Raw genomic sequence first — 22,471 nt, 5'->3', positions numbered from 1 at the left:
TTGCTGAGCGAGGCAGTTATGGCGTTGGACCACAAAGACACGACTTCTTCCGGGAATGACCTGCAGCACGCACGCAGCATAGACTTTGGCGAAATCGTTAAACTAGGCAGCGACACCGTCCTCATTGTGTCCCTCGAAGGTTCGCTCCTGTTTGCCTCCCCGGTTGCGGAAACGCATTTCGGCTGGCCGCTCGATCTTCTCGAAGGACACCTCGGCGACCTGGTGCAGGTTGAAGCTGCCGGCAAGGATGGCGGTGCTCTTCATCGCATATTGTCGGGCAATGGCGATCCGGACGGACATTTGCCGGACGCGGATTTGTTGCTGCGCTCTGCGACCGGGACCCCGGTTTGGGTACATGCTGCCGCGCACATATTGAACGATACCGATGGCAAAGCGTTCGCATTCGCCCTGTTTTTCAAGAACATTGCAAGAGTGCGCGAGTTGGAGGGGTTGCTTGAAGCCGCCTCGCAAACCGATTCACTGACCGGGCTCTGCAATCGGAATGCATTTGAAGACAGTCTCAAGCGCGAATGGGCGCTTGCGCTTCGGGAAAAGACGCACACAAGCCTCATCAAGGTGACGCTGGACCGCTTCGAGGCACTTGTTGAAAAAACCGGAAACCAGGCAGCGGAAGAGTGTCTGGTGAAGGTGGCGCAAACACTGAAGGAAACCGCAAGAAGGCCGGCCGATATCGCCGCGCGCACGGCAACCGCGGAGTTTTCGCTTTTGCTTCCCAGAACCCACGGGATGGGAGCCGAAACGATCAGCGCTTATATCCAGGTCGCCATCGAGGATCTGGCCATTCCCGATGGCTCGCGCGACGGCGTCGTGACTGCGTCTGTCGGCGCTGTCTGTACTGTTGCAGAGCAGAACGGGATATCCGAAAGCCACGAATTTATTCTGTCCGCGGCGGAAACCTGCGTATTCGAGGCACGCCAGGAAGGCGGGAACCGGGTCAAGACTCTCATGAAGACGCTGACGCGCTAATCACGAACCGTCGATGTTTCTTGAGCTTTTGGCGCTGCCACCTATGTTATCGCGAACCAAGGAAAAATCGGGAAGTTCAGTATGAGCGACGACATCACCCAAACGGAAGACAAAGCGCCCAAGGTGAGAAAGACGACCGCTGAATGGATGAACCAGCTGACAGCGGAGCAGTTTTACGTCACGCGCCAGTCCGGAACCGAACGTCCGTTTACCGGTCCTTACTGGGACAACAAGCTTGTTGGGCGGTATGACTGCATCTGTTGCGATGCCCCCCTGTTCATGTCGGACACCAAGTTCGACGCCGGCTGTGGCTGGCCGAGCTTTTTTGAATCGGTGCACCCGGAAGCGATCCGGGAACTTGAAGACAAGTCTCATGGAATGGTGCGCACCGAAATTCGCTGCAATCAGTGCGATGCGCATCTTGGCCATGTCTTTCCCGACGGCCCGCATCCGACTGGCCTCAGATACTGTCTGAATGGTCACGCCATGAATTTCGTTCACGGCGGTGGAAGACCTGCAAAGGCGGACAAAAACGACTGAACCGGCTTCCGGCCGAAGCCGGTCTTCGCTCGGAAGCCATATGTTTCAAGCGTGTTTTGCAAGTGCCCGTCATCCTCCGAACAGCGCTGCGACGGTAATGATGTTGCCGACGAACGCGATGCCGTAAGCGATCGAACGCGGTCCGGGAATGCCTGTCACATAGGCGGGAATGTAGGCGAGACGCCCCCAGAAGAACATCTGGGCGCCCAAAATGGCCATCCCCATATCCGTATTTGGCAAGACGTAGGCCAGAACCGCGGGAACGAGAAAGAAAGGCAGGTTTTCCTTCATGTTCACCAACGCCTTGTCTGCGCGCAGGCCGAGCCTGCCCTTGTCCGGCAGCGCGTCGCGCCCGCCCGCCAGTTTGAAAAGGCTGACAGAAGGCAGGTAGAAAAGCGCGGTTGCGTAGATCTGGACGAGGTAAAGAGCCAGAACGGCGAGGATCCAGGTAGTCATGAAACTGCTCCAGCGTTCGTGTGTTGATTGAACGTCGCCGGAAGCCTAGATTTTTCGCCAGTCTCAGCAATTCCCTTGCAGGGAATAGAAACGGTGCACGGACCCGAACATGAACGCACACGGCTCTGCCTTCGGTACTTCCCTCAAATCCATTCGCAGCGAACGTGGCATGAGCCAGGCGAACCTTGCCGGCCGGATCGGCTCGACACAGCGACATGTCTCCTTCCTTGAGACCGGCCGCGCGCAGCCAAGCCGCTACATGATCCAGCGGATCGAGCGCGAACTCGGGTTACCGGTTACACGGGCGCATGTACTTTATGAAACTGCCGGTTTCGCCAGCCCCTACAAACGCCGCGCGGAGGACTCAGCTGATGTCCAGGAGGCGTTGAACCTGATTGAAAACCGCCTTCTGGCAAACTGGCCCTTCCCCGCTTTCGTTCTCGACAAGCGCTGGACCATTCTGCGTCACAACCTGCCCGGCAAGCAGTTTCTGGCCGGTGTGATCGGAGATCAGAACGAACCGCCGAACATGTTCCGCATATTCCTGTCGCAGCAGTTTCGCGAACGCATCCTGAACTGGCAGGAAGCAGCGCCCATCTTCGCAGCGCGTCTTTACCGCGAAGCGGCGGACGATCCCGAACTTGCCGATCTGCTGGATCAGGCACATGCGAGCGGATTGCTCGACGGTCTGGACGAAACGTTCCGCGAAGACGTGCCGGTGTTCGTGCCCGTCGAGGTTCTCGGTCCCGACGGAAGCCGGCTGCGGCTGACCTCCATGCTGGGGCAACTCGCCTCGGTTCAGGACGCGGTGGTCGAAGGCATGACGATCGAGCTTATGGTCCCGATGGACGCCGCGACGGAAAACTGCCTGCTGTCCGCAGCCAAACCGCCCCGGGATCTGGATGCCGCCGAATAGGAGTGTTTCTTGAAAATCCTGTCCACACTTGCATGCTTCGTTGCATGCCTGTTCCTTTTGTCGCTGCCGTCCGGCGCTTCGGAAATCCCCGAGAGCATCTGGGCCGGTGCCAAAAAACGCCCCGCCGGGGGCCTGCCGGATGGCAGCTATGCAGTCTTTAACCCCGGCTCGAAAGACGCGGTCGCCGCCTGGTACGGCACACCGACCCGCCGCTACAGACATGCAATCCTTGGCGATGACATTGAAGCCGGTTCGCTGCATGTGGCCTTGCGCGACGGGCGCATGTTCGAAGTCCATCTGCCGGAAAGCGAGGTCTTCGAGGACAGGACACCGAGGATCACGGACCTGGATGGAGATGGCCGCTTTGAAGTGATCACGATCCGCTCGTTTGCAAATGCCGGCGGCAGCGTTGCCATCTATGGACTGCGCGGCGGAAGGCTTGTCGAACTGGCGTCAACGAAACCGATCGGCAGGGCGAACCGGTGGCTCAACATAGCCGGGATCGCAGACTATGCCGGACGCGGCAAACCGCAGATTGCCTATGTCGAGACGCCGCATATCGGCGGAACGCTCTATTTCGTCGAATGGCGCGGCAAGGCGCTTGTCCCGATTGCATCCATCGCCGGGTTTTCAAATCACAGGATCGGCGCACGCGAGCAGAACCTTTCGGCAGATGTCGATTTCAACGCAGACGGTCGACCCGATATCGCGGTTCCCTCGAATGACCGCCGAACACTGAGGATCGTTGCTATCGAAGATGGCCAGGCGAAGGAGCTTCACCATGTGCGGTTTCCCGCAGCAGTCAAATCGAGAAGATCATCGGGCAACGGATGTGTCGACATGAGACTGACCAACGGCGGGACCGGCCGGCTTTGCCGTGAGAACTAGGCGGTGGACTATGCGCTTGCCCGGCCAGCCTCTTTTTCAGCCCTGGACGACAGAATCCGACCGATATTGACCTCGATCCAGTCTGCAATCTGCCGCACCTGCAGGGCGACCTCGCGCCCGATCGGCGTCAGGCTGTAATCCACGTGCGGCGGGACGACGGGATGCGAAAACCGGTCGACGAAACCATCGGCTTCCAGGGTCTGCAGCGTTTGCGCCAGCATCTTTTCGCTGACACCTCCAACGGTTCGCCGAAGCTCGGAAAATCTCTGATCGCGCTCCAGCAGTGCAATCAGCACCAGAACACCCCAGCGGCTGGTCAGGTGTTTGAGGATTTCCCGGGACGGACAGTCCTGATTGAAGAGCTCACCACGCCGCATCATCTCCGAAAGAGCGACACCCGAGCTACAATCGGATAGCGCTTCCGTGGACGGTTTCGCCGTTTCTGATTGCCTGTTTTCGGTCATTTCTCAAAAAACCTTAAAACTAACCTTTTGGTACGTACTAACAAAAAGTAAGTATGGAGTCTACATCAGCTGCGTTCGACACATCTCGTCAATCCAGCTTGAGGAACTATGAAATGATCGCAGTCACAGGTGCCAATGGCCAGCTCGGCAGAAGCGTAATTCGATTTCTGACAGACCTGACCGACGAACCGGTTCGCGCCTTGGTGCGCACACCCGAAAAGGCGCAGGATCTCGGCTCCACGCGCACAAGCGTCGTCCGCTTCGACTACAATGATCCGGCAAGTCTGCCCGGAGCGCTGGAAGGCGTCGATCGCCTTCTTCTCATTTCAGGCTCGGAGGTCGGTCAGCGCGGTCCGCAACATGCTGCCGTTATCGACGCGGCAAAGTCGGCTGGCGTTAAATTCATCACCTACACGAGCCTCCTGAATGTTCCGAAATCGCGGCTCATTCTGGGCGCGGAACACATAGAGACGGAAAAGCTCCTTGAAGAAAGCGGCATTGCCCACGCGACCCTGCGCAATGGCTGGTACCTGGAGAATTTCGCGGGCACCATCGCAGCAGCGCTGGAACATGGTGCGGTTGTCGGCGCAGCCGGTGACGGCAAGACCTCGGTTGCCGCACGCGACGATTATGCAGAAGCCGCAGCGCGGACGGTTGCCGGTGGTGACGTTTCGACCCGTGCCGTGGAACTGGCAGGCGATGAAGCCATCACGCTGACGGATCTGGCGAACGAAATCGCCAGGCAGACCAACCGCCGGATCCCGTTTCAAAACCTGACGGAAGACGATTACGCCGGGATCCTGGCCGGTGCGGGCCTGCCGGATGGCTTTGCAAAGGCGATTGCCGACGCAAGCGCCAGGACAGCCGATGGTGAACTCTACAACAGCTCAACCGCATTGAGCAGGATCATCGGACGTCCGACGAGACCACTTTCGGACTATGTCGCAGAAGTCCTGAGCACGTCCTAAGGCGGCAGCTGAACGTGCGACGCCGATGGCCGGGGACACAGGCTGCCCCCGGCATTCATTCAAGATGCTGTTCAATCACTTCAAGGATATTTGTTGGCCCGGCTTTGGCGAACCTGCTACGCAGAACGGGGAATATTTCTTGAAAGTTTCATATGTCCAATCCGGATACAGCCGATCCCTACGCGCAGGACGGTCCATACGCATGGTTCCGCCTGGCGATTTCGATCCTGCTCAGCACCATAGGCGGAGCCGGGATGTGGGTCGTTGTGATTGTACTGCCGGATGTCCAGGCGGACTTCGGGGTCGACCGGGCCGGAGCCTCCCTGCCCTACACGGCGACAATGGCCGGGTTTGCCATCGGAAACTACATTCTCGGGCGTTTCGTCGACCGTTACGGGATTGTGCCACCGGTGATCGCTTCGGCGATTTTCCTGGCCGCCGGGTTCGGGCTGGCGGCTGTCAGCCGGAATGTCCTGCTGTTCACGCTCGCACAGGGTGTCCTGATCGGGCTTGGCACGGCGGCAACATTCGGACCGCTTGTCGCTGATATCTCGCACTGGTTCCTGAAGCGCCGCGGTCTCGCCGTCGCCTGCGCCGCTTCCGGCAACTATCTGGCCGGTGTGCTCTGGCCGTCATTCATCCAATGGAACCTCCAGACCGCGGACTGGCGCGAGACCTATCTTGTCATCGGCATCATCTGTCTTGTGACAATGATACCGCTCGCCCTGATCCTGCGCCGGCCACCGCCGGAATCCGCCCTGGCGTCCAGCCCGTCCGGACCCGGCTTCGGCAGTCAATCGACGGGACTTTCGCCGACGGCTCTTCAGGCGCTTCTGGTGATCGCTGGCCTGAGCTGCTGCGTTGCCATGTCCATGCCCCAGGTGCACATCGTCGCCTATTGCGTCGACCTCGGCTACGGCATTGCCCCGGGAGCCGACATGATCGCGCTGATGACCGGCATGGGTGTCGTCAGCCGACTGATATCCGGCATGCTGGCGGACAGGATCGGCGGGATCAGAACGCTTCTGATCGGGTCTGTTCTGCAATGCGCCGCGCTGTTTCTCTACATTCCCTTCAATGGACTGGCATCTCTTTATCTCGTTTCCCTGATTTTCGGCCTGTCGCAGGGCGGCATCGTGCCGAGCTACGCGGTGATCGTACGCGAATATCTCCCGGCGCGCGAAGCTGGCCGCCGTGTCGGCCTGGTGATGATGTCGACAATCCTCGGCATGGCGCTCGGCGGCTGGCTGTCCGGACTGATCTACGATCTGACCGGGTCCTATCAGGCGGCCTTCATGAACGGCATCGCCTGGAATTTCCTCAACATGGCGATCATGGTGTTTATCCTGTTCAGAGGCAGACCCCGCGCCGCCGTCACCTGAGCATTCACACCAGACCAGCAAGGCAAGCTGAAGCGGACTGCGGAAGCGAGTACCTCTGAGCTACGTCAATTGCTATTTCGCGAGGCCAGGATTTTTGCGATCGTATCCGCTTTCCGATCATCTACGGATGCTTCCAGCCCTCTCATGATGGCGATATCGACGACAAGCTCCTCCTTCAAGGCCGACAACTTCGCCTCGGTCCACGGCCCCCGCATTTCGTCTTTTCTCATCCACATCTCCCCTTTGACCCCCTTATGTTTGTGCAGATCACCGCCGGACACACGATCCCAAAACCGGCCGCCGACATATTGTTCAGCGTCATAGGTTTTCTCCAGAAAAGTGCTCAGATCGGCATCTTGCTCTTCATTTTCGATCTTGAACGTCAACAGAATGAATTCGCCGCTTCTCTTCTCAGCAAGCACGCTTTTGACGAAGGCATGGGGTATGGGAATATCGATCCCGAATTCGTTGTCTTTGTCCCCGATGACCTCGATCTTCTTTTCGAAATCAAACACGGGCGCCGTGAGAACATAGGTTTCCAGCACGCTGTGATACTCGTTGAGTTCACGGATTGCGATTTCCAGTTCACGCCAGATCTTCCGGTTAAAATCGGGCTTCTGTGGCGACATGTTGGAGAGCAGAAATGTCTCACTGTTCTGAATGTCGGTCTCGTTCAAATTGGCACTGGCGGCAAGGTGACCACGGTCAAAGCCGCTGCCCTTATACGCCTCCAGGCTCGCTCGGAACCGTCTCGGAATGCGTTGATCAGGGCGGAAATTATCGAGCCGTTCGCCATCGGCAAATTCGATACCGAGCAAGGACTCGTTGGGTTTGATGATCTCCAGCACCCATTTGGCCTGCCGGAAATACCACGAGTACCCGATGGTGAAATGCCGCCCGATCAGGACCTGATCGCAAACCGGCGCTCCGTAACGCAGCTCTCTTTGAATTTGAAAAGTCTCGTCCATCATACCCTCCCCATACCTGGACAAACCCTGAGGCCCAGTTGCCTCAGGCCATCTTGGTTATGCTGATTTCACCCACTTGAACAAGTAAAAGTTGTATGACATATATTTTTTCGCGCCATGAGAGATTTGTGCAGCAGCGGGGATAGCTTGGAGGGATGGGATCATTCGCCCCTTCCTTGCGGCAGCGAAGGTCTGCCGAGAGCCTGTTCGAGACCATCATTCATTGCGTTTGAAGACCGAAATGGGTGGAAAGCGGACGATTGCTGCGGTTCGCTGGAATGACTGGAATGACTGGAATGGGAAAAAGCTGAATTTGAAATACAATCAACTGCATGATTTAGTCGTTTTTCAACTAATTTTGGAGAATTGAGGCTTGGCCCAGGAAGTAGCTTGCTTTTTGCTTGCAGCGGTTTTTTTCACTTGCAATTGGACCTACGGACACGCTGACGCTGAACACTCAAGGTTTTATCTGGATCCGGATGAGTGCCTCGAAGCGTTCTCGGCCATTGTAAAGAGCGAACGCGTTGATCATAAATTCGAGTATCCCTTCCTTTACAACGTGAAGGGAGAAGAGGCAGAATTATTGCTGAAACAACAATCCGCCTGGTTGTATGAAGAGCCTACAGAAGGTCGATCCGTGAAGAAAGCCATGGATAATTTTGGCTTTAGAACCACCACCGTATGGGCAACTATGTGCGACATTCGTATCTCGGATGGAGAACCAGGAGATTGCATGATTGGCATGATAAGGGAAAACCACAGCCAAGATAGCAATGTGGAGGGTTTCTTAACGGGACTAGAGTTTGTCATGGGGAGCCGGTGCGATGCACTTGTTGACCGAATGTAGCCATATTTCGTGCACCATTGCGAAACTGGTCGCGAAGGGCTCCTTTCGGTCATCTGCCGCAGCTGGAACCAATGCCCGCTTCGGGCCGAAACGAACGCATCGTTGTTCAGCGGCTTGATCTGCCGTGCTGACCTGTGTGGTTGGTTGAAGTCCATCGAAGCTTCCGCCGAAAACGGTCATAAACGCGCGCTCATATAAGAGGCCATCCCCTACCTGTCCTTCGCGCGCGAGCGTAAGAGGAAGATGAAGAACACGCCGCCGATCAGGCCGGTCAGGATGCCGATGGGCATGTCTTCCGGTGCCATGATTGTCCGGGCAAGGATGTCGGCCCAGATCAGGAAAATCGACCCGAGAAGCAGGCTTGCCGGCAACACGCGATTGTAACTGCCGCCCACAAGAAACCTTGCAATATGCGGGATCATGAGACCGACAAATCCGATGATCCCGGAAAACGCCACCATGACGCCGGTGATCAGGGCACCGGCGACGAACACGACCAGCCGGAACCGCGCCACCGGTATGCCAAGCGTTGAGGCGGTTTCATCACCGATTGTCATGGCGTTGAGATCCGCTGCCTTGGCCAGGAGGTAAGGCACGGTCAGGACCAGGATCACGAGCGGAAACAGCAGATGGTTCCATTGCGCCAGGCCAAGCCCTCCGAGCATCCAGAAGACAACCGTGTGGGTCGCGCGCGGATCTCCCATGAACAGCAGGATATTCGCGAACGACATGATGATGAAGGAGACCGCAACGCCTGCAAGAACCAGCCTGTCGGCACTTGTTGCCGAGGCGAAATGCGTTACGCCAAGCACCACAAGCGTTGCCACCAGCGCCCCGGCAAAAGCCAGCAGCGGCACGGTCAGAAGCCCGAGGAAAAGGCCGGTGTGCAACAACGCCAGGATGGCACCGGCCGCCCCGCCGGATGAAATGCCCAACAGATGCGGATCGGCCAGCGGGTTGCGCGTGACGGATTGCAGCGCCGCCCCGACAATCGCGAGACCGGCGCCGACCAGTCCGGCCAGCAGGGTGCGCGGAAGGCGGATGTCCCAGACAATCGCCTCCCTTCCCTTCGACCAGTCGACCTCGACCAGTCCCGGTGAAATCTTGTTGGCAACGACACCGAATACGGTCCCGAACGGAACGGAGACCGCTCCGACCGAAACCGCAATGACGATGGAGGCGACCAGGAAAGCGCTACTTGTCATCAGGAACAGGCCGAAACCCTGCCTTGACGATCGTTTGTGGCTGGCGTCCAGGCTGCCCGCCGTGTCACTTCTTCCGGGCCGTTGCAGCAAGGCTCACTCTCCCCAGAAGGCTTCGGCGAGTTTCTTCACCGCCTTGATGTTCCGCGGACCGGGCGTTGCCTCCACATATTCCAGCGTCACGAAGCGGTCGTTTTTCACTGCGTCGATCTCCGCAAGAGCCGGGTTCTGCTTCATGAAATCGCGCTTCTGCTCGGCCGTGACGGTGCCGTAATTCACGATCACCACGAATTCCGGGTCCTTTTCGACCACCGTTTCCCAGTCGACCTTGGCCCAGCTCTTTTCGAAATCGTCGAGTACGTTGACACCGCCTGCAGCCTCGATCAGCGCCGTCGGCATGGCATAGCGCCCCGCCGTGAAGGGCCTGTCCTCACCGCTATCATAGACAAACACTTTCATAGGCTTGTCAGAAGTTTTTAAAGTCGATTTGTAATTGTCGAGCTCAGCCCTGTAACCGGCGACCAGCATGTCCGCCTGCTCCTCGACACCAAAGATCTTCCCGAGGTTGATCAGGTCGTTGTACATGTCATCCATCGATACCTTGGCTTTTTCGCCGATATGGATGCAGGATTCGGTCAATTCGTAGACCTTGATGCCGAACGGTGCGAGCGTCTCCGGTGTGACCTCGCCGCCGACCTTCATGCCGTAGTTCCAGCCGGCGAAGAAGAAATCCGCATCGGCACCGATCAGGACTTCCTTGGTCGGGTATTTCGCCGAAAGCTCCGGCAGTTCCGCGACGCCCTCGCGCATGTCCTCATCGAGCGTTTTCCAACCGGAAATGCCGGTATAGCCGACCATGTATTCGCTCAGTCCGAGAACAAGCATCATCTCGGTGAGATTGACGTCATTCGATATCGCAGCCGAGGGCGGTGCGTCGAACGTGACCTCACGATCACAGCTTTTGACCGTCGTTTCGGCGAAGGCAGTGCCCGCCATCAAGGTGACCAGAAGGCCAAGTGCCAATTGCTTCATTGAAAACTCCAAGGTTCAAAGATGAAAGGTGAGATGTGTTTCCGCGCTCGACGCGAGCTGTTCCAGACGTGCCTGAACCGAATAGGCCTTCTCGATGTGTGTCGGCGTCAGCACGTCTTCCGGTAGGCCGAAGGCCACTGTCCTGCCCTGATGAAGCAAGAGGACGCGGTCGCAGACGCGGCCGGCAAGGTTCAGGTCATGCAGACTGGTGACAATGGTGATGTTCAGGCTGGAGATGAGTGCCACGATCTCCAGCTGATGACGGATATCCAGATGGTTGGTCGGTTCATCGAGGATGAGCAGTTCGGGCTCCTGGGCAAGAGCGCGGGCAACCATCACCCGCTGCCGCTCCCCGCCCGAAAGTGTTCCGAAGGAGCGTGCGGCAAGCGGCAGCAAGGCCATCGTGTCCAGCGCGCATTCCGTGATTTCCTGGTCCTTCCTGCCGCTCCCGGAGAACCCGGTCCCGTGCGGCCGGCGGCCAAGGGCGACGATTTCCCAGACGGACAGCGCGAAGTCTGTCGGCTGTTCCTGAAGAACCGCAGCCACTTTTCTGGCCGTCGACCGTGCAGACATTTTCCAAATGTCATGACCATCAAGGAAAACCGAGCCGGTGCTTGGCTTGTGGAAACGGTAGAGCAGACGCAGCAGCGTCGATTTCCCGGCCCCGTTGGCACCTGCAAGGCCCAGCACCTGTCCCGCAGGCAATTCGAAGCTGACCGGATGCAGGATCGTGGTCCCTTGGCCGGCCTGCCAGCTGACCTCCCTCACGGCGACCGTGGCCCCGCTCACGAGACCACCGCCTTGTCCGCTTCCGTCACGATCAGCGCAGCCGGAATGCGAGCCAGCGTCGACTTGCGAAGTTTTCCCGGGCGCTGCGTGGAATTGCACCAGCCGTCTTCCAGCTCCCGGTATTGCTTCGCAAAGGCTACGAGATCGTCGATATCCGTATCAGCGTCGATGTCGCCGAAAAGATAGGTCGCCTTTTCACTCGCCCGGTAGGCCACCGTGCAGGGACGCGAACACCCGGCCATACACGCAATGCCCGACACCTCGAAGTCGTCACCGACAAGGGGTGCAGCAATTTTGAGCGCTGCTCTCAGCTTCCTGATCAGTTCATATCCGGGCCGGCACTGCGTTCCCTTGTGCCGGCAGGACGTGCAGACAAGGATCTTGTGTGTGTCAGTGCTCATTCCCAGCCCCCCGGCATGCGGCTTCCTGATCGCCCGGTCTGGGCGCGGATACGCCAATCCGGTCATCCCGTTGCCGGGCGGAGACCGGATCTTCGTCCCGAAGACCCGCCATCTCATTTGTAATGTTATTACATTACAAGTCTGCGGTGGCGCAAGAGGATATGTTCCGCCGTTGGGGCACATGGCCCTGGCAGCGCGTTCACCGAGTGCGCCGGCTTTGGCCAGAAAAACGGGTATGATGTCTTTGGAGTCGGGTCTTGTCCGGTCCATATCGCCCTCCGCGATTGCACGGGGTCTGCAAGAACCGAATGTTGTGTGTCAGCGATTGCTGGTCTGTCATGCCATTCGCTCCTCCGGAACACCCCGTCCGGGTTGAGGTTGAAGATGAAATGGCAGGTCTCCTGACTTGCAGGTCTTCACTCACCTGAACCTTCCCGGGCTTGCCCAGTGGTGTTTACAGGTTCGCTCGCCGCTCACAGTTGCGGGGGCAGTCACGGATTTGGTGCCTAATGGCTACGCCTCACCGTGTTCCCTTTTAATCCCGATCCGGTTTCGGATACGGGAACCATCAGATCCTGTCTGACGAAATCCGGTCTGGTTGTCAACGAAGATTAAGCATTGCGAGGCGGTCAATGGTGGACATGTCCGACACAGGACTGGTTTGGATCCAGCTCTGATTTTATGCTTTCAAAGAAAAAATAAATGGCCATTGATGCCGGCGTCCTCGCGCCTATCATGAATGTCCGATCACAATGATGAAAGACAACAAGAACGGCCTTAGAGTTACATCCGTGATATCCCGTCTCATTCTGCTCGCCTTATTGATCCTTGCGCCCACCTTCGCGCTGGCGTCGGATCATCACAGATCCATCCTCATGATCACCTGGCGCGGCATGACGCCAGCCGAACACAGCTTTATCAGGCATCTGGAAAAGCTTGGCATCGATGCGGAAATCGAACATTTCGACGCCGGCCGCGACCAGACCCGCCTGGCGGGATTTCTCAGAGACCGGCTGGACGACATCAAGTCCATGGACCTGATCTACCTGTTCGGAACGACGGTGACGCTGACCGTTCAGAACTTTCACATCGACAACGTTCCGCGTGTCTTCAACATCGTCACCGATCCGGTCGGTGTCGGCCTTGCGCCCTCCCTGGAACGCCCGCCCCGGGGAATGACGGGAACAAAGCACTCCTTGTCGCCGGATGTGAACCTGGAACTGCTCTTCCGGGTTTATCCGGTCAAGACGATCGCCGTCCTCTTTGACCCCAGGGAAAACAATGCGGTCGCGGAGGCCGACAGGCTCTCCAGCGCTGCGGAAAAACGCGGGATTTCCGTCAAACGACTGCGATTTGCACCCGATGCGAAGGAAAAAGAGATCCAGATCGCGGCATTGCGGCCTGAGCTGGACGATGTCGACGCCATATATGTCACGTCCTCATCGTCCTTCGTCGCCCATTCTGAAGCCCTGCCGCAAATCATACCCGAGGACCTTGTCAGCATGGGGTCGTCGAGCGCCTATGTCGGAGACGGCATAACGCTCGTGTTCGGGAGCGAATACGAGGAACGCGGCCAGACCGCTGCGGAAATGGCTGCAAAAATCCTGCTCGAGAACGTGCCTGCGCACACCTTGCCGATCGATGAAATCAGCGCCTCGGAAGCCACTCTCTACATCAACGGCAACAACAAGGCGGCCTCGAAGCTGAAGCTGGACAACACCCAGAATGCAGTCGTCTACAAATAAGGCGCGATCCAGACCGCTTAAACGCGGTCGTGCTGCCTGCACGCGGATCATCTGCCGAGTCTGGACCGGCGGTCAGGCCCGGAGCCTTGTTGCGTCGCCCTGCTTCTCGAAAACAGACGGCAGCACCTCGACCTGACAGAGCCCAAGCCTCCCGTATGCCGTGCTTGTTTCCCCGAAGAGCCAGATCAATCGTTCGCAAAGACCTATGGCGCTCAAGAGGCGGCTGCGCGCCGCCCCTGCAAGGAGCTGTTCATCCTGCAAATAGGCAACCTTGATTGCGTTGATGCCGTTACCCTTGGTGGATGTCAGCCGGGCCAGGACATCAAGGGTGTCGCTGTCCCGGTCATGCGCGACTGAAATCAGCACATTGAGGATCGCGTCAAGCCCCTCCACGGCAGAATCCGCAAACCACAATTCGGGGCGGTTCTTGCGTAGGTGAAAGACGTCTGCGCCGAGCGCGAGAAGGGCTTCGCGCATTCCCTGAGTGAGATAGAGAATGCGGCCAAGCAGATCGACATGACCGTGTTCCTCCACTGACAGCGAACGGTCGGACGCCATGTCCCTGAGCGTCTCCTCGATCGTCTTGTGAAGGGCGGAAGCCGCTTCCAGGCTTGCGTGAAGGTCTCGCGAACCGCGTTCGGAGCGCATGCTTTCAAATGCTTCCGAGTTCAGCTTCAGGAGGCGGACCAGTTCCAGCTCAACAAGCCGCTGAACGACGGAGGGCGGCTCCGGACAGGGTGACACAAGATGCTTCGGCTTGGCCCCGAGTTCTGCGCGGGTTTCAGGACTGATTCTCTGGAGATAGTCAGCCGTGGGACCGAGCAACAGCAGGAGTGCGGGCACCGGCAAGGCATTGAAGAGCACATAGGCCAGCGCGACCTGCGTTCCCGGATCAGTGCTCAAATGCGACACCAGAGTAACAATCAACGGCACCCCGAAAACAGCTTCGATATAGATCATCGGCAGCAGGACAAGGGCCGCGATCGCGTTGAACCCGAGTTTGTAAAGCGCAACCTGTCTTTGCACGCCGGACAGGTTGACCGACAACAGCAGCATCAGCACCGAACTGCCGATATTGGCACCGAAAACGAACAGGATGCCATCCCGCAGGTCGAAGAGGCCGGATTGCAGAAACACGATCATGACCGCAGACACGGCAATGGAAGACTGGGCAAGAATTGTCAGAAACATGCCTGCGAGAAATGCCAGAAGCGGCGCACCCGCAGTCACTTCGACGAATTGCATGAACCAGGCCTGTGTTTCGATCTGTGATGCGGCATCGCGCATGATCTGAAAACCGAGAAACAGCAGACCGACGCCGATGGCAGCCCCGGTCACATGTTCCTTGTGCCGGGAGCCGAAGGCATAGAGAATTCCGGCCACCCCGATAAGCACCATGACGGCGACCCTGATGTCCAGGGTCAGGAAGAGGATGATCAGCCCTGCACCGAGATTGAGACCGAGAATGACGGGTTGAACCTGCCTGAGCGTCATCATGCCCGCACGGACCAGGCCGACGAGAAGAAACACCGCGGCTGTCCCGCTTTGCGTCAGGACGATCATCAGCATCCCGACCGACAGTCCTGCGGGAGCAGTCGAGGTCAGCCTGGCAATGCGCCGTTTCAGTTTCTGGTCGGCGAGACGTCCGAGGTTGACGCACAGAAAATGCATCGCGAAGAAAAAGAGACCCAACCCCGCAAACATGGTCGCGGCAGTCTGCACGTGGTTCGAAATCAGTGGACCTCTCCCCGCGCGCTCAACTCATCGGGATGCAGGTCCAGCACCGACGCAAAACCGGACACCTCGAACACTTCCCGCACCGGTCCGGACACACCGAAGACACCCATGTAACCGGCGTGTCCTTTCAGGGTCATGGCCGTTGCCAGAAGGACGCCGAGCCCGGCGCCCGCCAGGAAGGTTACGCGTCCCATGTCGACAAGCAACTGGGCTGGAGCCGTTTCAATCAGGGCCCGCAGGGAGCTCTCAAACTCGTCCAAGGTCGCCAGATCAATGCGTCCCGCGGGACGGACAATGCAAACAGCATTTTCTCGATAAATTTCTATATTCACGGCAATAAATCTCCAGAAAATTCTAATAATGAACCAGGAGAGTCGTTGTTTCTTTTTTTGGAAAATCGCGGCTCGAAGGTTTCAAAAACGGCCCTCGGTCACGATCTGATTTTGTTTTTAAAATTTACACAAACTAAAATACGTATTCCCTTTGGCACCCTGAACTTCGGCACCTAACATGTCCTAAGGTAAGAATTCGCTCCGGATTTGTCACCCCCTCAATTTTGTCAGGGCCCTTCGGGACGTTGCGCCGTTGTGCCGAAGGGGTAGCACGAGCGCTCTCAAGACATGTCCGGCACGTTGGTGCATTGGACTGCGAACCTTTCCCGCCTGCGGCCAGCGCATTCAGCAGCCGACGCTGGCATAGCCCCTCTTGGTGCCGGCATTGTCGGTGTCGACCATGGTCACAGGCTCGAAGAAGATTGCGGCTCCGACCCGGACGAGAGGGCCGTTGTGGCGGGAAACGTCCGGAACGGAACAGCGGGATTGCGGTTTCGAAGGCAATTCTGAAAACAATGTCACTTGCCAACAAAACGCAAAAATCCTACCTCCTTTCGCATGAAACAGGATGCTCTTCCCCCGCGTGCCGAAGCACGCCCCGAAACCCACGAAATTCACGGTATTTCCAGACAGGACAGCTATGGCTGGCTGCGCGCGGACAACTGGCAGGAGGTCATGCGCGACCCAGCTGTTCTGGATCCGGACATACGCGCCTACCTGGAGGCCGAGAACGCCTACCAGGAAGCGGTCATGAAACCGACGGCCGACCTCCAGGAAACGCTTTTCAAAGAAATGCGCGGCCGCATCAAGGAAGACGACAGCTCGGTCCCCTCTCCCGACGGTCCCTTCGCCTACGGCATGAAATTCGAAACCGGAGGTCAGCAACCGATCTTCTTTCGCACGCCGCGCGGCGGGGGGCCTGAAACCGTCCTGTTGCACGGCGACACGGAAGCCGAGGGAAAAGCCTATTTCCGGATCGGCGGTGCCAGCCAGTCGCCGGATCACAAACTGCTCGCATGGGCTTACGACGACAAGGGATCGGAGTATTATTCGCTACAGCTGCGCGACACGGAATCGGGCAAGGACTTCGACTACTCCATCGCGGACACGGCCGGTGGCGGCGTCTTTTCCGCTGACAGCAGCTATGTCTTCTACATTCGCCTGGACGACAACCACCGTCCGTCAAAGCTGTACCGGCACAAGGTCGGAACCGACCCTTCGCAAGATGTCCTCGTGCACGAGGAAACGGATGCCGGCTTTTTCATGGGTGTCGGCAAGACCCAATCCGGCGAGACGATCATCATAGACATCCATGATCACGAGACATCGGAAGTCTGGATGATCCCTGCAGATCAGCCGGAATTGCCGCCCGTGCTGATCGCACCCCGTGACACCGGCGTCGAATATTCGATCGATGATCATGGCGACACCCTTTTTATCCTGACCAATCTCGGGGATGCGGAAGATTTCAAGATCGTCACCGCCCCCAAGGCAACGCCGGGAAGGGAATTCTGGACGGACCTGGTTGCCCACAAACCCGGCTGCCTGATCCTGTCGCATTGCGTCTACAAGACCTTCATGACCCGGCTGGAACGCGAAGACGGACTGCCCCGCATCGTTGTCCGCCGCCTCGCCGACAATATCGAGCATTCGGTCGAGTTCGATGAAGAGGCCTATTCCCTGGGTCTCGGCGGCGGCTATGAATTCGACACGACGTCGATCCGCTTCACCTATTCGTCGATGACAACGCCATCACAAACGTTCGACTATGACATCGAGACGCGCAGCCGTGTGCTGAAGAAAGAACAGGAAGTCCCGTCCGGCCATAATGCGGGCGACTACGTAACGCGCAGGCTCATGGCACCCGCTGCGGATGGCGAGACCGTGCCGGTCTCCATTCTCTATCACAAGGACACGCAACTGGACGGTTCCGCCCCGCTGCTGCTCTATGGCTATGGCTCTTACGGCATCACCATCCCGGCAAGTTTCAACACCAATGCCTTGTCACTCGTGGACCGCGGCTTCGTCTACGCCGTTGCCCATATCCGCGGCGGCAAGGACAAGGGGTTCCGGTGGTACAAGAACGGCCGCCGGGAAACCAAGAAGAACACGTTCACGGATTTCATCGCCGCAGCCGATCACCTTGTCGCGGAAGGCTTTACCTCCCATGCGCGGATCGTCGCCCAGGGCGGATCGGCAGGCGGCATGCTGATGGGAGCAATCTCCAATATCGCGCCCGAAAAATTCGGCGGCGTCATAGCGGAAGTGCCCTTCGTGGATGTGCTGGCGACCATGCTTGACGACACGCTGCCCCTCACCCCTCCTGAGTGGCCGGAGTGGGGCAATCCGATCACCGACAAGTCAGCCTACGAGTACATCGCCTCCTATTCGCCCTACGACAATGTCGAGGCCAAGGACTATCCCGCAATCCTGGCGGTGGCCGGACTGACAGATCCGCGCGTGACCTATTGGGAGCCCGCCAAGTGGGTCGCCAGGTTGCGCGCCGAAAAGACCGGTGACAGCCATTTGATGCTCAAGACCAACATGGACGCGGGCCACGGCGGTGCATCCGGCCGCTTCGACAGGCTGAAGGAAGTCGCGCTGGTGCAGGCCTTCGCGCTCATGGTCGCGGGCAAGGCATAGCTGCGCTTTGAATTTCACATTTAATTGAGATCGATACCGGACACGCATGCGGGTCCGGTATTTCTTTTGTGCCGAAAAAGCTTAGGCTGTTTTCACAACACCGTTACAACAACACCTAAAGGGGATGTCATGATGAGGTCGTTACGCCGCACTGGGGCCTTCACAGCAGGAATTACGCTTGCTGCCGCCCTGCTCTCTTCGGTTTCGTTTTCAAGCGCTGCTGAGCTGCGCTGGTCCTCGCCGACCGACCCGCAGACCATGGACCCGCATGCCGTCAATTCCGCGCCGGTTCTCGGATTCCTGAACAATGTCTATGAAGGGCTTGTCCGCCGGGACAAGAACATGCAGATCGAAGGGTCTCTGGCCGAAAGCTGGGAGCCGCTCGGCGGCGACGGCTGGCGTTTCAAGCTGCGCGAAGGCGTGAAGTTTCACGATGGTGCCGACCTCACCGCCGAGGACGTTCTGTTTTCCTATGAGCGCGCCTCATCGGAGGAAGCCGACACGAGTTCCTGGTTCGCTCCCGTCAAGGAAGTCAAGATCGTCGATGACTACACCATCGACTTTCTGACCCATGCACCGAACCCGATCTTCCCGGATTCGATCGCGAACTTCTTGATCCTCGACAAGGGCTGGGCGGAAGCAAATGACGCGGTGCGTCCTGCAAAGGACGAGGAAACCTACGCGACCCTGAACGCAAACGGCACCGGCCCGTTCAAGCTGACCTCCCGCGAGCCCGGCGTCCAGACGGTTCTGGAACCCTTTGACGGCTGGTGGGACGAGAAGGAGCACAACATCACAAAGGCGACCTTCCTGCCGATTGCCAACCCGGCAACCGCGGTTTCGGGCCTTTTGAGCGGTCAGGTCGATCTGATCAACCCCGTCCCCGTGCAGGATGTCTCGCGTATCGAGAACCAGGACGGGCTGTCCCTGCATCAGGGCATCGAAGCGCGCGTCATCATGCTCGGTTTTGCGCACAACCACGACGCCCTGAAATACTCAAAGGAAACGACGGACAAGAACCCGTTTCAGGACGTGAAGGTGCGCGAAGCTGTCCAGAAAGCGATCAACGCGGAAGCTCTGGTCGACAAGATCATGCGCGGCAACGCCGAGGTTGCCACCCAGCTTGTAAGCCCGCAGATGAAGGGGCACAGCGATGCTGCGACCGACCGGATCGGATATGATCCGGAGAGCGCAAAGGCCTTGCTTTCCGAGGCGGGATATCCCGAAGGCTTCTCCTTCGGCCTGATGTGCCCGAATGACCGGTACATCAACGACGAGGCCCTCTGCAAGGCGATGGCCGCGATGCTGACCCAGGCGGGCATGCGCGCCGAACTCAATGCCATGCCGGTGCGCAGCTACTGGCCTGAACTCAGGGCCGGCAATTTCGACATGTACCTGCTCGGCTGGTCACCGGGCACATTCGATGCGGAGCATCCGATCCGTTTCCTGGTGACCACCAAGAACGATGAGAAAAAGCTCGGCAGTTGGAACTTCGGCCAGTACTCGAATGCCCGCGTCGATGAACTGCTGCCGCAGATCCAGAAGGAGATCGATGCCGACAAGCGCCAGGCCATGCTGGATGAAACCGCCAAGATCATCCGCGACGATGTCGTCTACGTCCCGCTGCACATTCAGCCGCTCCTGTGGGGCTCGAAATCCAACATCGACCTGACCCAGCGGGCGGACAATTTCCTGATGCTGCGCTGGATCAACGTCAACTGACAGTCCAAATTCGGCGAATGACAGAGGCCGGCGCCATGGGCGCCGGTCTTTTTCGTATTCAGGAAGGGTGCAAAAAAAACGTGAGAAGGTTCAACAAATAATCGAGTGCGAAAAAGAACCCAAAAGTCCCGTATTGGTTGACTGAGACCGGAAAGGTTGACGCTTCGGGACGATTGCTGATTTTTGCGCTCGCCTTTCCAATTTACCCAAAGTCACCGAAATCCAGAAAAGCTTGTTCAATACAGCAGTGGCAGCGATTCGAGGGCAATTTCTCCGGCTCGAAAGTGTTTCACCGCGATCTATTTCCAGGTCACTTGACCTCTGCTAGCATAAGCTGAAGTATATTTTTTAGTGGGTTACATGAAAGACACTGAATACAAGAAACGCGTGGTGGTGGCCTTGGAGAAAATGGCGGCCCCACCCTCGCAGACGGACGAGGATCTACCGGCTCAGATTGAGCGGATTCAAGAGATTGCTTCGGCTGCAAGATCAAGCTGGTTCTGGTTCTCCGGAATATTGGGTTATGCACTCATTACACTCATGGGCGTTGCGGATGCCGACTTTTTCTCGGCAACGGCAACTACCAAATTACCGGTGCTGGATTTTGACGTAAACCTGAAGAGCTTTCTGGTCTTCGGCCCGATCCTGTTCACGATCCTGTATGCCTATCTGCACGGCCTGATCGAACAAGCCTGGTATGACCTCTCCTTGCTTCCCGCGCGTGAAGGAAACGAACCCATTGCTTCGAAATTACCGGTCTGGCTGATTTTTGAATTTGCACTCTATTTGCGGCGTTTGCGGCGAAAGGGACAAGAAGACCCTTGCGTGCGTGTCACTCCGCTGGGTTTCCTTGGAGCTGTCGCCATGGCAATCGTTGTCTGGCTGGGCGCACCTGTTCTGATTGCGCTTTTTTGGTTCAAATCCATGATCTTCCACGAGCTACTCACGAGCGGCGTCTTGGGGTTTTGCCTTTGGCTATCCTTGCTCGTGTGTTGGCTCAGCATTCGAACCCTCTGGATAACAATGGGTAAGATAAAGTGAGCGCAATTACACTTCTCTCAAGACCACACTTGCCTCGGATGTCGAACCCAAAACGGTTCATTTCGGTGTTGGTTGCCGTTTTGGCCGGGTTGCTGATAGCGGGTTTCACCATTTTTCGCGTCGGATGGAAGGATTGGTCGTCAGATGTCGTCCCAATCGCCTCGGCAAACCTGGCTGGCGCATCACTTACCCCGCGCCCGGAAAACTGGGCGTCCCATCAAGATGCGATGCTTGCGTTCTTTTACGAATGGTGCGCGAGGCCGGACACCGATAAATGTCCATCCAGTGCGGCCCAACGTGATGCGCTCTTCTTCAAACCCGACCTCCGGCGCGAATTCGCGGCCAAACGAAAGGCATTTATCCAAAGTCTTCCCAAAAGCAGTCTTGAAAATTTGGACTTGAGAAACGCCAACTTGAGCGGCAGTTTCCTCGTCGGAGCGGACATGCGCAACATACGTTTCGGCGGCGCGCAGTTTTTCGATGCGGTTCTTGACAGTGCCGTGATTGATGGGACGGCTGCGGAACCCGTGTCTTTTGAAAATGCCGATCTCAGCAATGCGGACATCTCAATCTATGAAGCACCCCATGCAATTTTTAATCAGGCGAAATTATCGGATGGCACCTATTACTTCGGTCAACTCGACTTTGGCAACTTTGTTGCCGCGAAAGTCGAACACAGTCAATTTGGAGGTATCATTCGGGACGGTCATTTTCTTGGGGCCTCGTTTCGCAACAGCAAATTAAGCGGTTTAATCACTGGATTTTTTTCGGATGGTTCGAGCGATCGACTTGATTTCCGTGGAGCAGATCTGACGTATTTGAACCTGGTGTTCAGCGCGATAACACCGAAGAACAAAACAGATACTTTCGAAGATGCCGCCCTTGTTGGAAGCGTTGATGCAGACGTTTCGGGATGGGCAGCAGTCTCGTTCAGTGGCAGCGCCCTTAGAAATGTTGATCTGGCGCGCACGAGGCCGTTTCAGGGAAGCCCGCAGTTCTTCACAGAAAGCTGGGAGTTTGCCTTAAGAAACAGTTTCGGAGATGCGAGCGTTTCGCTGCCGGACGGAGTGGACAGGCCGTGCCAGTGGTCCGACAAAACGCTCAGCGAAGGCGAATTTTTAGGCGCCTGGCGAGCATGGCTAGAGCGCGCGGACCAGAAGTGGCCTCCCTTCACGACGTCGTCTTTGCCCGCACGTTCGATCGAAGCAGCTGAAAACGGCGAGGAGCGTATCTATACAATTACCAGTATACCCGCCCGAAACGACTTGTTGCCGCCGGTCGAGCAGTGCCCATGGTTTATCGACCCGGATAACATAGTGGTAGAACCAGAAATACCAGGTGGCGAATAGCGATTTGTCTCCGCTATTTTCGCGTTCCGCGATACAAGCAAACGATCAATGACCCTCAAGAG

At 57.5% G+C, this 22,471-nt stretch carries 22 protein-coding genes and 1 riboswitch; of the genes, 12 read left to right on the top strand and 10 right to left on the bottom strand.

Features of this window, described 5'->3' with window-relative positions; genetic code table 11:
* The first annotated feature begins 18 nt into the window (after positions 1–18).
* Both RBB49_RS23210 and msrB read left to right on the top strand, forming a co-directional pair.
* A complete protein-coding gene (locus tag RBB49_RS23210) occupies positions 19–987 on the top strand; it encodes a PAS domain-containing protein (RefSeq protein ID WP_306145287.1) in 969 nt (322 codons plus the stop codon).
* An 81-nt stretch (positions 988–1,068) separates the two neighbouring features.
* Positions 1,069–1,527, top strand: coding sequence for a peptide-methionine (R)-S-oxide reductase MsrB (gene msrB, locus RBB49_RS23205; protein WP_306145286.1), 459 nt, complete (start codon positions 1,069–1,071; stop codon positions 1,525–1,527).
* A gap of 69 nt (positions 1,528–1,596) precedes the next feature.
* On the opposite strand, the gene RBB49_RS23200 is transcribed toward msrB, so the two are convergent.
* The gene (locus RBB49_RS23200; RefSeq protein WP_306145285.1) at positions 1,597–1,983 is read right to left on the bottom strand and encodes an MAPEG family protein; all 387 of its coding nucleotides are present in this window, start codon (positions 1,981–1,983) and stop codon (positions 1,597–1,599) included.
* Positions 1,984–2,092: 109 nt separating this feature from the next.
* Here RBB49_RS23200 and RBB49_RS23195 point away from each other — a divergent pair, with 109 nt between their 5' ends.
* Positions 2,093–2,899 carry a helix-turn-helix domain-containing protein gene (locus RBB49_RS23195; RefSeq protein WP_306145284.1) on the top strand — a complete coding sequence of 269 codons (807 nt, stop codon included), beginning with the start codon at positions 2,093–2,095 and terminating at the stop codon, positions 2,897–2,899.
* A 9-nt stretch (positions 2,900–2,908) separates the two neighbouring features.
* Positions 2,909–3,787, top strand: a complete 879-nt coding sequence (locus RBB49_RS23190; RefSeq protein WP_306145283.1) for a hypothetical protein — start codon at positions 2,909–2,911, stop codon at positions 3,785–3,787.
* 8 nt (positions 3,788–3,795) lie between these two features.
* Here the strand turns inward: RBB49_RS23190 and RBB49_RS23185 are convergent, their stop codons facing one another.
* Positions 3,796–4,167 carry a helix-turn-helix domain-containing protein gene (locus RBB49_RS23185; RefSeq protein ID WP_336623436.1) on the bottom strand — a complete coding sequence of 124 codons (372 nt, stop codon included), beginning with the start codon at positions 4,165–4,167 and terminating at the stop codon, positions 3,796–3,798.
* 197 nt (positions 4,168–4,364) lie between these two features.
* On the opposite strand from RBB49_RS23185, the gene RBB49_RS23180 reads away from it, so the two are divergent.
* Both RBB49_RS23180 and RBB49_RS23175 read left to right on the top strand, forming a co-directional pair.
* Complete coding sequence (locus RBB49_RS23180) at positions 4,365–5,219, top strand: SDR family oxidoreductase (protein WP_306145281.1); 855 nt, start codon at positions 4,365–4,367, stop codon at positions 5,217–5,219.
* A 152-nt stretch (positions 5,220–5,371) separates the two neighbouring features.
* Positions 5,372–6,601 (top strand): MFS transporter, encoded by a 1,230-nt coding sequence (locus tag RBB49_RS23175; protein WP_306145280.1) that lies wholly within the window; start codon positions 5,372–5,374, stop codon positions 6,599–6,601.
* 65 nt (positions 6,602–6,666) lie between these two features.
* On the opposite strand, the gene RBB49_RS23170 is transcribed toward RBB49_RS23175, so the two are convergent.
* Positions 6,667–7,569 carry a DNA/RNA non-specific endonuclease gene (locus RBB49_RS23170; protein ID WP_306145279.1) on the bottom strand — a complete coding sequence of 301 codons (903 nt, stop codon included), beginning with the start codon at positions 7,567–7,569 and terminating at the stop codon, positions 6,667–6,669.
* Between the two features lie 373 nt (positions 7,570–7,942).
* On the opposite strand from RBB49_RS23170, the gene RBB49_RS23165 reads away from it, so the two are divergent.
* Complete coding sequence (locus tag RBB49_RS23165) at positions 7,943–8,416, top strand: hypothetical protein (RefSeq protein WP_306145278.1); 474 nt, start codon at positions 7,943–7,945, stop codon at positions 8,414–8,416.
* A 209-nt stretch (positions 8,417–8,625) separates the two neighbouring features.
* On the opposite strand, the gene RBB49_RS23160 is transcribed toward RBB49_RS23165, so the two are convergent.
* The 4 genes from RBB49_RS23160 to RBB49_RS23145 form a co-directional block, all read right to left on the bottom strand.
* Positions 8,626–9,621, bottom strand: coding sequence for an iron ABC transporter permease (locus RBB49_RS23160; RefSeq protein ID WP_306145354.1), 996 nt, complete (start codon positions 9,619–9,621; stop codon positions 8,626–8,628).
* Positions 9,622–9,714: 93 nt separating this feature from the next.
* Complete coding sequence (locus RBB49_RS23155) at positions 9,715–10,650, bottom strand: ABC transporter substrate-binding protein (protein ID WP_306145277.1); 936 nt, start codon at positions 10,648–10,650, stop codon at positions 9,715–9,717.
* Positions 10,651–10,665: 15 nt separating this feature from the next.
* The gene (locus tag RBB49_RS23150; RefSeq protein WP_306145276.1) at positions 10,666–11,439 is read right to left on the bottom strand and encodes an ABC transporter ATP-binding protein; all 774 of its coding nucleotides are present in this window, start codon (positions 11,437–11,439) and stop codon (positions 10,666–10,668) included.
* Complete coding sequence (locus RBB49_RS23145; protein ID WP_306145275.1) at positions 11,436–11,840, bottom strand: DUF1636 domain-containing protein; 405 nt, start codon at positions 11,838–11,840, stop codon at positions 11,436–11,438. Before RBB49_RS23145 ends, RBB49_RS23150 begins: the two co-directional genes overlap by 4 nt.
* Positions 11,841–12,213: 373 nt before the next feature.
* Positions 12,214–12,425: riboswitch (cobalamin riboswitch) on the bottom strand.
* Between the two features lie 170 nt (positions 12,426–12,595).
* Between RBB49_RS23145 and RBB49_RS23140 the strand changes: the two genes are divergently transcribed.
* Positions 12,596–13,585 (top strand): ABC transporter substrate binding protein, encoded by a 990-nt coding sequence (locus RBB49_RS23140; protein WP_306145274.1) that lies wholly within the window; start codon positions 12,596–12,598, stop codon positions 13,583–13,585.
* A 72-nt stretch (positions 13,586–13,657) separates the two neighbouring features.
* Here the strand turns inward: RBB49_RS23140 and RBB49_RS23135 are convergent, their stop codons facing one another.
* From RBB49_RS23135 to RBB49_RS23125, 3 genes are all read right to left on the bottom strand, one after another.
* The gene (locus RBB49_RS23135; RefSeq protein ID WP_306145273.1) at positions 13,658–15,289 is read right to left on the bottom strand and encodes a Na/Pi cotransporter family protein; all 1,632 of its coding nucleotides are present in this window, start codon (positions 15,287–15,289) and stop codon (positions 13,658–13,660) included.
* A 29-nt stretch (positions 15,290–15,318) separates the two neighbouring features.
* Positions 15,319–15,654: an STAS domain-containing protein gene (locus RBB49_RS23130; RefSeq protein ID WP_306145272.1), complete on the bottom strand. Its 336-nt coding sequence runs from the start codon at positions 15,652–15,654 to the stop codon at positions 15,319–15,321.
* Positions 15,655–15,999: 345 nt separating this feature from the next.
* Entirely contained in the window at positions 16,000–16,170 is a 171-nt protein-coding gene (locus RBB49_RS23125; protein ID WP_306145271.1) for a hypothetical protein, read from the bottom strand.
* Positions 16,171–16,212: 42 nt separating this feature from the next.
* Between RBB49_RS23125 and RBB49_RS23120 the strand changes: the two genes are divergently transcribed.
* The 4 genes from RBB49_RS23120 (at position 16,213) to RBB49_RS23105 (ending at position 22,409) form a co-directional block, all read left to right on the top strand.
* Positions 16,213–18,297 carry a S9 family peptidase gene (locus tag RBB49_RS23120; RefSeq protein ID WP_306145270.1) on the top strand — a complete coding sequence of 695 codons (2,085 nt, stop codon included), beginning with the start codon at positions 16,213–16,215 and terminating at the stop codon, positions 18,295–18,297.
* Positions 18,298–18,426: 129 nt separating this feature from the next.
* On the top strand, positions 18,427–20,019 hold the full coding sequence (locus RBB49_RS23115) for an ABC transporter substrate-binding protein (protein WP_306145269.1): 1,593 nt from the start codon (positions 18,427–18,429) through the stop codon (positions 20,017–20,019).
* Between the two features lie 360 nt (positions 20,020–20,379).
* Positions 20,380–21,060 (top strand): hypothetical protein, encoded by a 681-nt coding sequence (locus RBB49_RS23110; RefSeq protein WP_306145268.1) that lies wholly within the window; start codon positions 20,380–20,382, stop codon positions 21,058–21,060.
* Positions 21,057–22,409: a pentapeptide repeat-containing protein gene (locus tag RBB49_RS23105; RefSeq protein WP_306145267.1), complete on the top strand. Its 1,353-nt coding sequence runs from the start codon at positions 21,057–21,059 to the stop codon at positions 22,407–22,409. Before RBB49_RS23110 ends, RBB49_RS23105 begins: the two co-directional genes overlap by 4 nt.
* Positions 22,410–22,471: the final 62 nt, after the last annotated feature.

This window comes from Roseibium sp. MMSF_3412 (assembly GCF_030733265.1).
Taxonomy (GTDB): Bacteria; Pseudomonadota; Alphaproteobacteria; order Rhizobiales; family Stappiaceae; genus Roseibium.
This window is presented reverse-complemented; position numbering and strand designations above follow the sequence as displayed.